At 73.4% G+C, this 12,697-nt stretch carries 11 protein-coding genes; 6 read left to right on the top strand and 5 right to left on the bottom strand.

What is annotated here, in order from left to right; all coding sequences use genetic code 11:
* Positions 1-187: 187 nt before the first annotated feature.
* Positions 188-562: an STAS domain-containing protein gene (locus ACWC21_RS11185; protein ID WP_450880432.1), complete on the bottom strand. Its 375-nt coding sequence runs from the start codon at positions 560-562 to the stop codon at positions 188-190.
* Between the two features lie 374 nt (positions 563-936).
* Between ACWC21_RS11185 and ACWC21_RS11190 the strand changes: the two genes are divergently transcribed.
* Complete coding sequence (locus ACWC21_RS11190; protein ID WP_450880434.1) at positions 937-1,530, top strand: sigma-70 family RNA polymerase sigma factor; 594 nt, start codon at positions 937-939, stop codon at positions 1,528-1,530.
* Entirely contained in the window at positions 1,527-2,798 is a 1,272-nt protein-coding gene (locus ACWC21_RS11195; protein WP_450880435.1) for a maleylpyruvate isomerase N-terminal domain-containing protein, read from the top strand. Before ACWC21_RS11190 ends, ACWC21_RS11195 begins: the two co-directional genes overlap by 4 nt.
* A 440-nt stretch (positions 2,799-3,238) precedes the next feature.
* On the opposite strand, the gene purU is transcribed toward ACWC21_RS11195, so the two are convergent.
* Positions 3,239-4,123 carry a formyltetrahydrofolate deformylase gene (gene purU, locus ACWC21_RS11200; protein ID WP_450880437.1) on the bottom strand — a complete coding sequence of 295 codons (885 nt, stop codon included), beginning with the start codon at positions 4,121-4,123 and terminating at the stop codon, positions 3,239-3,241.
* 86 nt (positions 4,124-4,209) lie between these two features.
* A complete protein-coding gene (locus ACWC21_RS11205; RefSeq protein ID WP_450880439.1) occupies positions 4,210-4,710 on the bottom strand; it encodes an SCO4402 family protein in 501 nt (166 codons plus the stop codon).
* Between the two features lie 117 nt (positions 4,711-4,827).
* On the opposite strand from ACWC21_RS11205, the gene ACWC21_RS11210 reads away from it, so the two are divergent.
* Positions 4,828-6,135, top strand: coding sequence for an ABC transporter substrate-binding protein (locus ACWC21_RS11210; protein WP_450880441.1), 1,308 nt, complete (start codon positions 4,828-4,830; stop codon positions 6,133-6,135).
* Positions 6,136-6,161: 26 nt separating this feature from the next.
* On the opposite strand, the gene ACWC21_RS11215 is transcribed toward ACWC21_RS11210, so the two are convergent.
* Together ACWC21_RS11215 and ACWC21_RS11220 are read right to left on the bottom strand one after the other, a co-directional pair.
* Positions 6,162-7,736: a hypothetical protein gene (locus ACWC21_RS11215; RefSeq protein WP_450880443.1), complete on the bottom strand. Its 1,575-nt coding sequence runs from the start codon at positions 7,734-7,736 to the stop codon at positions 6,162-6,164.
* A 200-nt stretch (positions 7,737-7,936) separates the two neighbouring features.
* Positions 7,937-9,322 carry a transcriptional regulator gene (locus ACWC21_RS11220; protein ID WP_450880445.1) on the bottom strand — a complete coding sequence of 462 codons (1,386 nt, stop codon included), beginning with the start codon at positions 9,320-9,322 and terminating at the stop codon, positions 7,937-7,939.
* Positions 9,323-9,596: 274 nt separating this feature from the next.
* Between ACWC21_RS11220 and ACWC21_RS11225 the strand changes: the two genes are divergently transcribed.
* From ACWC21_RS11225 to ACWC21_RS11235, 3 genes are read left to right on the top strand one after another with little or no spacing between them, the layout of a single operon-like run.
* Entirely contained in the window at positions 9,597-10,262 is a 666-nt protein-coding gene (locus tag ACWC21_RS11225) for a bifunctional DNA primase/polymerase (RefSeq protein WP_450880447.1), read from the top strand.
* Positions 10,263-10,286: 24 nt separating this feature from the next.
* Positions 10,287-11,081: an ABC transporter ATP-binding protein gene (locus tag ACWC21_RS11230; RefSeq protein ID WP_450880449.1), complete on the top strand. Its 795-nt coding sequence runs from the start codon at positions 10,287-10,289 to the stop codon at positions 11,079-11,081.
* A complete protein-coding gene (locus ACWC21_RS11235; RefSeq protein WP_450880451.1) occupies positions 11,078-12,667 on the top strand; it encodes a transporter in 1,590 nt (529 codons plus the stop codon). The genes ACWC21_RS11230 and ACWC21_RS11235 overlap by 4 nt, the downstream gene beginning before the upstream one ends.
* Positions 12,668-12,697: the final 30 nt, after the last annotated feature.

Genomic DNA, 12,697 nt, shown 5'->3' on the forward strand with positions numbered 1-12,697 from the left:
GTACGTCCGGCAGGGAGCGTACGACGCCGTGGGGGGTCGGAGCACACGAAAGTGAAGCTTGCACCAGGACTGGGCTGATTTCGGGACAACAATGTGGCACAGTCACGATAAGTCGGGGCAATGCCGGTCACGTCGCGTGCGGGACGGGGGCGCTGCTCGACCGCCGCGGGGACCGGGCGGGTCGTGCTCAGGCCGACATGGGCTCGTCGTCCACCGCTGCCGCGACGTCCGGGTAGACGTCGAACAGGCGCCGTACGCCGAGCGCGCCGAGGACCCGGTTGACGTGGGAGCCGTCGACCGCGCCCTGGGCCGGGAGGATCAGCCGCAGCCGTCCCTGGCAGGAGCGGATCAGACGGCGTGCCGCGATCAGCACGCCGACGCCGCTGGAGTCGCAGAAGAAGACCTCCGAGAGGTCGAGGACGAGACTGTGGTGTCCCTCGGCCACCGCGTCGTGCACGTGCTGGCGCAGCACCGGGGAGGTCATCAGGTCGAGTTCGCCCGACACCCCGAGCACGGACCACTGGCCCCGTTCCACGCCGGTCACCTTGAATGCCACGGCCATGCCCTCCGCTCGCCGGATCTCCCGGAACCGCCCGGGTCCGCCTGGACCTGTCTGGAAACGGAAGCAGTTCCTACGCTTCTTTCCGCCGCTGCCCAGCGGCCGTTCCCGGAAACCCCTCACACCAAACGGCAGCCGATCACCGAAGGGCTTGTTTCGGTCACCTCCGATCCTGTTCGATCGAAGATGGTCGTTCCGTGTTACCCGGTCGAGGTGAAGGAGACACAGCGAGGCCCCTCTACCATCCGCGGGCCGTCGGGGAGCGCACATTGGCACAAAGGGGCGTGCGCCGTCCGGCATGCCGACTACATTCGAGGTCACCGCGGATCGAGGCTGGACACGGGATCGAGGCTGGACAAAGGAGGGAAGGGAGCCGGATGGCCAGGAAGGACGCACCACCCCGCTGGGACCGCGGGATGCAGCAGCGGCTCGCACGCGGAGAGGCGGCCGCGCTCGGCGAGCTCTACGACCGGTTCGCCTCACTCGTGCACGGCCTCGCCCACCGCGTCCTCGGGGACGAACGCGCCGCCGACCGCGTCACCCGCGAGGTCTTCGCCCACGTCTGGGAACACCCCGACGCCTACGACCCCCGGCAGGGCCCCCTGCGCTCCTGGGTCTTCGCGCTGACGCACCGGCTCGCCGTGCAGCGGCTGCGGGCCACCGAGACCGCCGCCCTCACCCGGGGCCGGGACGACTCCCCGGAGGACCACACCGAGGAACTGGAACGCAGGGTGCGCCGCGCCTCGGTCGCCGCCCGCGCCGACTACATCGTCCACTCCATGCCCGCCCCGCTGCGCGCCGCCCTGGACCTGGCCTACGTCCAGCGCCGCGACTACCGGCAGGCCGCCGCCGACCTCGGCGTCACCGAGGACGAGGCCCGCCGCCGGCTCCGCCTCGGCCTGCAACTGCTCTCCACCGCACACGACGCGGCGGCGCCCGGAGCACCGCCCGGATACGGGGGCGCGGTGTGACGGGCTTCGAGGAGTACGACGGCACGGGCACCGGCGGCGGGGACACGCCGAGGCCGGACCCGGAGCGCCCGCCCCGCATACCGCTGCCCCGCACTCCCGTCGAGGACAGCGGGGTACCGCTGCCCGATCCGCAGGACCTCGCGCCCGCACCGCCGGACCTGCCGCACGACGTCCTGAAGTCGCTGCTCGGCGCATGGGCGCTGGCCGCCTGCTCGGCCGGTGAGACGGCGGCCGTCGAGGCACACCTGGGCGAGTGCGGCGCGTGCGCGGAGGAGGCGCTGCGGCTGCGCGAGGCGGTGGGTCTGCTGCACCAGCCCGAGAGCCTCGACCTGGATCCCGGGCTGCGCGCCCGGGTGCTGCGCAGCTGCCTCGACCGGCGCCCGCCGCGCATCCCGGTGCCGGAGTGGGCGGCTCCGTACGACGCCGAGACCGCGCGACTGGACGCGCTGCTGCAGGACTTCGGGGACGCGGAGTGGCATGCGCCGGTGCGGCTGCGGTGGTTCGCGGGGGACGCGGCGGCCAGCCGCCGGACCACCGTCGCCGGCGTCATCGCACACCTGCTGACCGTCGACGGACTGGTGGCGGTGGCGCTGGGCCTGAAGGACCCGCTGACCGGGACGGACGCCGGGAAGGCGGCCGGGCCCGCCGCCCGCACGGAGGCGTTCTGGCGGGCCTCGCGGTTCCCGCCCACCCGGGCCGTGCGGGCGCCGTGGCGCGAGCAGAGCCACCACCTGGTGCGGACGGTCTCCTTCACCGGGTCCGGCACCGCTGAACGCGCCGTCCCCTACGGGGACTTCACGCTGCCGCTGGCCGACTCGATGCTGGACCGGGCCTTCGAGTGCTGGGTGCACGCGGAGGACATCGCGGAGGCCGTCGACTACCCGTACCTGCCGCCCGCACCGGGCCATCTGCACGGCATGATCGACCTGGCGGCCCGCATGCTGCCCGCCGTGCTGGAGGCCCGGCGCCGCTCGGGGCCGGCCCGCCCCGGCCCCACCCGGCACCTGCGCCTCGCCGGCGCACCGGGCCGCACCCTGCGCCTGGAGATCGAGGGCTCGGGCGGCGGCGAGTGGCTGATCCCGCTGGACTCCCCCGTCGCGCCGGCCTCCGCCGACCACGAGGTGGCCCACGTCGCCCTGGACGGCGTGGAGTTCTGCCGCCTGGCGGCGGGCCACGTGCCTCCGGCTGAGGCGGCTGCGGGTCAGGTGGGCGACCGCGAGGCGATCAGGGAGGTCCTGTTCGCCGCCGCGTCGATGAGCCGGATGTAGGGGCTGGTCACTGCTCGCGGGCGGCTGCGGGCCGTCAGTGGCTGGTCGCGCCCACGCGGCGGTAGCCGCACATCGATACAGCCCCGCGCCCCTTGGGGGCGCGCCTCAGCGACCGCCTGGGAAACGGAACCGCCGGAGCTGCTAGGGCCTGTCCGGCGGATCATGCCGCAGACGCGGGGCTTGGCACGCCCTCCCCCACTCTCGGCTCCGCTCGAGCGGGCGGTGCCCCCACCGACGTTGTCGTCGGTTGCCGACTCCCCCACTCTCGGCTGCGCTCGAGCGGGGGGGGACCCCCATCGCGTCGACGCCCTCCTCCGCCTTGCAGCCGGACGCTCCCCCACGCTCGAACCGAGCTCGCGCGGGGGCACCCCCATTCGCCCCGCTCACCAGCGCCGATGAGGCACCGCCCGTGCCCTGTGACCTGATCCGCCGGACAGGCCCTAGGCGAACACGACCGTCCGTCGCCCGTTCAGCAGGATCCTGCGCTCCGCATGCCACTTGACGGCGCGCGCCAGCGCCTGGCACTCCACGTCCCGCCCGATGGCGACCAGCTGGTCCGGTGTGACGTCGTGGCCGACCCGCTCGACCTCCTGCTCGATGATCGGGCCCTCGTCGAGGTCCGCGGTGACGTAGTGCGCGGTCGCCCCGATCAGCTTCACGCCCCGCGCATGCGCCTGGTGGTACGGCTTGGCGCCCTTGAAGCTCGGCAGGAAGGAGTGGTGGATGTTGATGATCCGTCCGCTCAGTTCCTTGCACAGGTCGTCGGAGAGGACCTGCATGTAGCGGGCGAGCACCACCAGCTCGACGTTCTGCTCCCGCACGATCTCCAGCAGCCGCGCCTCGGACTCCGCCTTGGTGTCCTTCGTCACCGGAATGTGGTGGAAGGGGATGTTGTAGGACCCCACCAGCTCCTCGAAGTCGGTGTGGTTGGACACCACCGCCGCGATCTCCACCGGGAGCGCACCGATCCGCGCACGGAAGAGCAGGTCGTTCAGGCAGTGCCCGAACCTGCTGACCATGAGGACGATGCGCATCCGCTCGTCGGCCCGGTTGATCTGCCACTCCATGTGGAAGGAGTCGCCGATCGCCGCGAAGCTGGCCCGCAGCTTGTCCACCGTGACCGGGGACTCCGCCGAGAAGTGCACCCGCATGAAGAACAGCCCGGTGTCGTGGTCGCCGAACTGCTGGCTGTCCTCGATGTTGCAGCCGGTCATGAACAGGTAGCTCGACACGGCGTGCACGATGCCCTGCTTGTCCGGGCAGGAGAGGGTGAGGACGTACTGGTCGGCGGGGGCGGCCGCGGCTCGGCTGGACTGCTCGTTCATGCCCCACAGGTTCCCACACCGTCCCGTCCCCCCGGGGGCGCCGTCCGCCCACCGGACCCGGCGGGGCCCGATCCGCCGGGCGGACCCTAGGCGGTCCTGGTCATGATCCGCAGGACTTCCAGGGTGCGGGGCGGGGTGTCCGGTTCCTCGCCGTCGCTCGTCGCCATCCGGACGTGCGCGTCCCGCGCCGCCCGCACCGCCTCCGGCCAGCCGTGGTGGTCGAGGTAGGCGGCCACCGGTGCGTCCGGCCCCACCTGGTGCATGATCCGCAGCACGCGCAGCACGGCCGTGTCGACCAGCGCCGCCTCCTGCGAGTCCCGGAAGATCGTCCCGACGTACTTCTCGGCCGACCAGTTGTCCAGCCAGGTGTCCTCGACCAGCCGGTACACGGCGTCGGTGACGTCACCGTACCCGTCGACACCCGCCAGCCAGACGTCCCGCTGGAACACCGGATCGGAGAGCATGTGCAGCGCCGAGCGCACGTTGCTGCGCCAGCGCCACCACGGCATGTCGTTCAGGGGCATACCGCCCATGGTGGACGAGCGACGGCCGCGACGGGAAGAGTTCTCCGAACCTTGCACAGCCATCGATCGTACGTTCCCCGCACCAGAAGCCTCACAGGCCCCCGTAATTCACCTCTGCGTCACCATCCGTTGACCGGAGGTCACTTCCGGGTTAGCCGTGTGGGGGAATCGTGCGGGGACATGACCGGTAGGCGACGCACCCGAAGTACCCCCTTAAACTTCCTCCCTCGGTCCGTCAGGGCGACCGCGCTGTCCGCGGGCGCACTCGCCGCCTGTGCGTCGCTCACCGCCGGGTGCGGGGTCGTCCCGGGGACCACGGGGGGCTCCGGTAACGACCCGATCAAGGTGATGACGTGGGCGCCGGACGGGACCGACGCCACCAACAAGCCGGGCATGCCCGCCATGGCCCGCGCCTACGCCCGCTGGATCAACTCCCGCGGCGGCATCGACGGCCGCAAGCTCGAAGTCCTGACCTGCAACGACCACAACGACCCCGTCAACGCGGCACGGTGCGCCCGGCGCGCGGCCGAGGAGGACGTGGTGGCGGTCGTCGGCTCCTACAGCCAGTTCGGCGACTCCTACTTCGCCCCGCTGGAGGGCGCCGGCATCCCCTACATCGGCGGCTACGGCGTGACGAACGAGGAGCTCACCCGCGCCTACTCCTACCCGGTCAACGGCGGCCAGCCCACGCTGCTGGCCGGCCTCGGCAAGGCGCTCGCCGGGAACTGCGGGCACATCGCCCTGGTCCGGCCCGACAGCATCGCCGGTGACGAACTGCCGACCGTGCTCGACGCGGGCCTGAAGGCCGGCGGCCACGGGAAGGCGGACGACCTGCTCGCGGCCGAGGACGCCACCGAGTACGACACCATGTCGGACCGGGCCCTGAAGGCGGCGACCGCCGACCCGTCGAAGCAGGGCTGCGTGGTGCCGGCGCTAGGGGACCGCAACGACACCTTCATGGACTCCTTCCGGCGGACCCGCGAGGACTATCCGAGGGTGCGCACCGCCACCGTCATGGGCAGCGTCGACCAGACGACGATCAACGCGACGGGCGGCGCGTCGGGGCCGTACGAGGGGGCGTACATCACCGGCTGGTACCCGGTCGCCTCCGACCAGCGCTGGGACCGGATGAAGAGGGTGATCAACCAGGAGGCCTTCGGCGACAACCGCATCGACCCCGCGGACGCCGGAGTGCAGACCACCTGGATCGCCTACACCGTCCTGAAGGCCGTCCTGGAGCGGATCGGCCGCGGCGAGGTCACCGCGGACACCGTGCGGCGCACCCTCGACGACGGGCTCAAGGTCGGCACGGGCGGCCTCACCCCCACCCTCCAGTGGCCCCGCAACTCCACGCTCGCCGCCATCGGCCTCACCCGGCTGGTCAACACCGACGTGACCCTCCAGCTCGTCAAGGACGGCCGGCTGGTCCCGGCCGCCACTGACGCCGTGAACGTGACGAGCACGCTGGAGCGGGCCGACATCGGCTGAGCGGCCCTGAGGCCGGCCCTCTCGGTTCAGAGCTGGGTGGGCTGGCGCTGGGTGAGGCCGTACCTCTTCGCGATCGCGTTCCACAGCGCGGCGGCCTTGACCTTCTGCGTGCTGGCGGTGCCGCTGGCGCGGTTGCCCGCCAGGGTCTGGCCGGTGCTGCGGGCCTGGCCCTTCTTGCAGCCCTTCCTGCCGGAGACCTGGTCCGCCCACGCCGCGTAGTGGCTGTCGGCCGACGCGGAGGCCTGCCATGCCTTGGTGAGCGCGCTGGTCAGCTCGGCGTGGTTCGGCAGCTTGTCGACGGGCAGCTTGGACAGGCTGGTGACCAGGCCGCTCCGCTGCCTGGCCGCGTCGCGCAGGTCCGAGGCGGCCCCGTCCAGGTTGTTGCAGGCCCGCACGTCGCCCACCGCGTTGATCACCGAGGAACGGCTGTTGCCGCTGTCGGCGAGCAGCTTGTCCAGGGCGACGGCCTGCTGCCGGGCCGGGTCGGCGGCGGACTTCGAGCCGTCGGTGGCGGGCGCCGACGCGGCGACGGTCTTGTTGTGGTCGCCGCCACCGCCGCCGCCACCGCCGCCACCGAGCAGGGCACCGGCGCCGATCCCGAGGACGGCGATGCCGACGCCGACGGCCGCGATCAGCGGCACCCGCGACCGGGTACGGCCTCCCCGGCCGCCGCCCGTGTCCTGCGGCGGGGCGTACGCGGGCTGCGGCTGTCCGGGGTGGGCGCCCGGCGGCTCCTGGAAACGCGGCATCTGCTGCGTGGCACCGGCCGGCCCCTCGCCGCCCGGACCGCCGCGGAAGAGGTTGTCGAACTCGGCGGGCGGCTGCCGGTCCCCGCCGGGGGCGCCGGTGTACGGCGGGATGTACTGCGTGGCTTCGGCGTCCGGGTGCGCCGCGGCGGGCTGCGGCTGTACCGGCCGGCCCAGGTACCGGGTCTGCTCGTCTCCCGACTCGGGCGGCAGCGCCCCCGAGGTCACCGGGGGTATGTACTGCGTCGCGCCCTCGTCGGCCGGCGCGGACCCGGCGGCGACCGGCGGCAGGTACTGGGTGGCGCCCTCGTCGGCGGGGGCGGCCGGGGGGACCGGCGGCAGGTACTGGGTGGCGGCGGCGTCGGCGGGGGGCATCGGGGCGCCCTGCCCTCCCGGGCCGCCCTGGCCGTACGACGGCTGGGACGCGGGGGCGGCGGAACCGTACGCCGGGTTCTGTGCGCCCGGGCCGCCGTAGCCGTACCCCAGGTCGTCCGGTGCCTGCCCCCCGTACGCGGGCGCCGGGGCGCCCTCCGGGGGGAGCGGGCCCGCGCCCGGGGTCTGGCCGTTCCAGGCGCCGGGCTGCTCCGGCGCCGACCACTGCTGGGCCTGCTGGGCGGGCGCCTCGGGCCAGGCCTGGCCCTGCTGGGGCGCCTGCTGGTGCTCCGGGCCCCACTGCCGGTCCCACGCCTGGCCGCTCGACGGGCCGGCCTGGGGCTGGGTCACGGGCGGCACGGGCTGGGAGACGGGCCCGCCCGTCATGCCCGGCAGCAGCGGCTCGCCACCGTCGGAGGGCAGCACGATGCCTTCGCGCGCGGGCCGCGCCGAGGGCTCATCGCCCTGTCCACTCTGCGTCACCGGGACTCCTACGATCGGGGGACCTTCGAAAACGTCGGCTCACGCTACCGGGTACCCCGAGCCTGGTGCCACGCAGCCAAAGACGTGACCTCCTGCCCTGTGACAGCCGTAACAAAACCGCCCCGCGGTGCGCCGTTCACACCGCGCCCGCACGCCACCGGACCGTTCACCGTCCGTTCACGCGCCCGCGGGGCTTCCGTTCACGCCGCCTGCTGCAACTCCAGCCGTGCCCCGAACTCCCGCACCACCGCCTCCTCCCGGTACGGCTCCAGACGCTGCTGGAAGTCCTCCAGGTACTCGGCGCCACGGTTGGAGCGGAGCGTCTCCAGCAGCTCGACCGCCTTCATGCCGGTGCCGCAGGCCTGTTCGATCTCCCGCTGCTGCACCTGGGCCGTGGCGAGCAGCACGTAGCCGATCGCCCGTCGGCGCGCCCGGGTCTCGGGATGCCCGGCGAGGGACTCCTCCGCGCACCGGGCCGCCGCCTCCGCCTGCCCCAGGTCGCGGTGACAGTGCGCCAGTTCGTCGGCGAGGTAGGCCTCGTCGAAGTGCGCGATCCACGGCGGGTCGTCCCCGGAGTCGGAGTCGGCCCGGTCCATGGCCGCCACCGCCCGCCCGGTCGCCACCTGGGCGGCGCGCACGTCGCCCAGCAGGGCGTGCCCGCGCGCCTCCGCCGCATGGAACATGGCCTCCGCGCGCGGGGTCACGCGACCACGCGCCCCCTCCTGCGCCGCCCGTGCCAACTGGGCGATCTCCCGGGGATTGCCGAGCTGCGCGGCGAGATGGCTCATGGAGGCCGCGAGGACGTAGCCGCCGTAACCGCGGTCGCCCGCCGCCTGCGCCAGCCGCAGGGACTGGATGTAGTAGCGCTGGGCGAGCCCCGGCTGCCCGGTGTCCACGGCCATGTACCCGGCGAGCTCGGTCAGCCGGGCGACCGCGGCGAACAGGTCGCGGCCGACGGCCTCCCGGTAGGAGCCGGCGAGCAGCCCGGAGACGACGCTGTTGAGGTAGTGCACGACCACCGGGCGCACGTGCCCGCTGCCGTACTGGTGGTCGAGGTCGGTCAGCGCCTGGGTCATCGCGCTCACCGCGGCCACGTCGGACTGTCCCACCCGCGGCCCGGCCGAGCGCGCCACCTGTGCGTCCGGCGCCGAGATCAGCCAGTCGCGGCTGGGCTCGACCAGCGCGGACGCGGCGACCGAGGATCCGGACAGGAAGTCCCGGCGGCCCACGTCACTGCGCCACAGCTCGCAGACCTGCTCGATGGCCCCCAGCACCGTCGGCGAGAACTGGAGACCCACGCCCGAGGCGAGGTTCTTGCCGTTGGCCATGCCGATCTCGTCGATCGTGACCGTACGGCCGAGCTTGCGTCCGATGGCCTCGGCGATGATCGCCGGTGCGCGTCCGCGTGGCTGCTGTCCGCGGAGCCAGCGGGCCACGGACGTTTTGTCGTACCGCAGGTCGAGACCGTGCTCGGCGCCGCACATGTTGACCCGGCGGGCGAGCCCGGCGTTCGAGCACCCCGCCTCCTGGATGAGCGCCTGCAACCGTTCGTTCGGCTGCCGCGCGACAAGCGGCCTGGCGGCCATGGATACCCCCTGGCGAAGCGAAAAGTTCCGGCCGGGAAGATCAATGCCCAGCGGACATACCGAAAATGCCAGGCATAAGAGGATTGCCGGGGTAGGACCGGTTGCCGACCCCACCCCTGGCTACCCAGCCGGGCCCCCTGCCCCTACCACGCGCCCCCGCACATGCACCCGTGCGCCCCGGCCGGGGAACCGGTGCCCCTCCCCCGCGCGCGAAGTCGGGTCCGAGGACGGGGCCCGCCCGTAACCACGGGTGGGTGCGGGAGTTGAGTGGGGCGTGGAAGAGACGATCGCGCGTACCGAAACCGTCCAGAGTGCCGGTCAGATCCCGCAGCAGCGCGGGGAATCGCTGGTGGAGACCGCCGTCCGCTATGTCGAGGAGCGCCACTGGGAAGTGGTCGCGGGCACCTGGCTGGAAGCCGTCGACGGGGTGCAGCGCTGCTCCTGCGGAGACGCCGCGTGCCCTGCGCCGGGGGCGCATCCGGCTCGGCCGGACTGGGTGGCGCAGGCGACCGGGAGCGCGACCGTCGCCCGCCGGATGTGGCAGAAGCAGCCGACGGCGTCGATCCTGCTGCCGACCGGGCGGACGTTCGACACGCTGTCCGTCCCGGAGACCGCGGGCTTCCTGGCCCTCGCCCGGATGGAGCGGATGGAGCTGACCCTCGGGCCGGTGACCCTCGCCCCGGACCGGCGGATGCACTTCTTCGTGCTGCCGGGGGCCACGGTGAAGATCCCGGAACTGGTGCGGGGGCTCGGCTGGTCGCCGGGCTCGCTGAACCTGGTGGCGTTCGGCGAGGGCGGCTACGTCGCCGCGCCCCCGACCCGCTTCGGCTCCCGCGGGGCGGTCCAGTGGGCGTGCCGGCCCACCGCGGCCAACCGGTGGCTGCCCGACGCGGAGGAGCTGGTCTCCTCCCTCGCCTACGCCTGCGGACGCGACCGCTGATCCGTTCCCCCGTAGGGTTCTGGCATGACCGAGGATGCAGGTGCAGATGCAGGTGCGGTTGCCGTCCGTACACGGGGGCTGTGGAAGCGGTTCGGGCAGCAGGTCGCGGTGGGCGGGGTCGATCTGGACCTGCCCGCCGGCAGGTTCATCGGGCTGGTCGGGCCGAACGGGGCCGGGAAGACCACGACGCTGTCCATGGTGACCGGGCTGCTGCGGCCCGACGAGGGGTCCGTCGAGGTCGTGGGGCACGACGTGTGGCGGGACCCGGTGGCCGTCAAGGCGCGGATCGGAGTGCTGCCCGAGGGGCTACGGCTGTTCGAGCGGCTGTCGGGGTCCGAACTGCTCGGCTACGCGGGCCGGTTGCGGGGACTGCCCGGCGCCGAGGTGGACCGGCGGGCGGACCAGCTGCTGGACGTGCTCGACCTCGCGGGAGCGCGGCACAAACTCGTCGTCGACTACTCGACGGGCATGCGCAAGAAGATAGGTCTCGCGGCGGCTCTCCTCCACAACCCCGAAGTGCTCTTCCTCGACGAGCCGTTCGAGGGCGTCGACCCGGTGTCCGCACAGACCATCCGCGGCGTGCTGGAGCGCTACACCGCCTCCGGCGCCACCGTCGTCTTCTCCTCCCACGTCATGGAACTCGTCGAGTCGCTGTGCGACTGGGTCGCCGTCATGGCCGCGGGCCGCATCCGGGCGCACGGCCCGCTCGCCGAGGTGCGCGGCGAACACCCCACCCTCCAGCAGGCGTTCCTCGAGCTGGTCGGCGCGCGGGGGCGGGACGCCGGGTCCGGCCTGGACTGGCTGGGCGGCGCCCGATGACCGGCGTCACCTCCACCGTCGTACGGCTGAAGCTGTCCCTGCTGCGCGGCGGGCTCCGGCAGTCCGGTGGCCGGCGGTCCGCGTTCGTCGCCTCGGCCGTGGTCGCCCTCCTGTTCGGCGCGCTGCAGCTGCTCGGTCTGCTCACGCTGCGCGGCCATGCGCACGCCGACGCCGTGGCCGTGCTGGGCACCGCGGTACTGGCCCTGGGCTGGGCGGTCATGCCGCTGTTCTTCCCCAGCGGCGACGAGACCCTGGACCCGACCCGGCTGGTGCTGCTCCCGCTGCGGCCGCGCCCGCTGGTGCGGGCCCTGCTGGCCGCCTCCCTGGTCGGTATCGGGCCGCTGTTCACGCTGCTCGTGCTGGCCGGCTGCGCGCTGTCGGTGGCCGAGGGACCGGCCGCCTACGGGGTCGCCGTCGTCGCCGTGGCCCTCGCGCTGCTGGTGTGCGTGGCGCTGGCGCGGGCCGTCGCCGCCGCCAACGTCCGCCTGCTGACCAGCCGCAGGGGCCGCGACCTGGCCGTGCTCAGCGGGCTGGTCATCGCGGTCGGCTCACAGCTGGTCAACTTCGGTGCGCAGCAACTGGGTTCGGCCGGGCTGGGGCAGCTCGCCCCGGTGGCCGACGTACTGCGCTGGCTGCCGCCGGCGTCGGCGGTGGGCGCGGTGCGGGCGGTGAGCGAGGGGGCGTACGGCACGGCGGTCGTCCAACTGCTGCTGAGCGCCGGGGCAGTGGTGCTGCTGCTCGCGGGCTGGTCCCGCAGTCTGACCCGGCTGATGGTCTCGCCCGACGGATCGACCCTGCAGACCGCCGACGCCCGGCCCCGTGCGCAGCGGCCGGCCGGCGGGTTGCGGCGCCTGCTGCCCGGCGGGCGTACCAGCACGGTCATGGAACGCAGTCTGCGCTACGTCTGGCGCGACCCGAAGACCAAGGCCGCCTGGGTGACCTCGCTCGCCATCGGACTGATCCTGCCGGTGTTCAACGCGGCGCAGGGCACCGGGTCGATCTACTTCGCGTGCTTCGCCGCCGGGATGCTCGGCATCCAGATGTACAACCAGTTCGGCCAGGACACCTCCGCCTTCTGGATGGTGGCGCTGACCATCTCCGCGCCCAGGGACGCCTACGTGGAACTGCGCGGGCGGGCCCTGGCACTGCTGGCGATCACCCTGCCGTACGCCACCCTCGTCACCGTGCTGACCACGGCGGTCCTGGACGACTGGCCCCGGCTGCCCGAGGCGCTCGGCCTGTCCTTCGCCCTGCTCGGGGCGATGCTGGCGACCGGCGCGTGGACCTCGGCCCGCTTCCCGTACTCCATCCCGCAGGAGGGCTACAAGAACGTGGCCCCCGGCCAGGCGGGCCTCGCCTGGATCTCGATCTTCGGCGGCATGGTCGGCGCGGCCCTGCTGTGCGCGCCCGTCATCGGCCTGACGATCTGGCTGAACGTCAGCGCGGACGGCGAAGCCCGGACCTGGCTGCTGCTCCCCCTGGGAGCGGTGTACGGCACGGGGATCACCTGGGCGGGCCTGCACCTGGCGGCGCCACGGACGGCGGCCCGCCTGCCCGAGATCCTGACGGCGGTGAGCAAGGGCTGACGGGGCCGGCGCGGGGCCGTGCCGACATGC

The sequence above is a fragment of the Streptomyces sp. NPDC001348 genome (assembly GCF_053597535.1).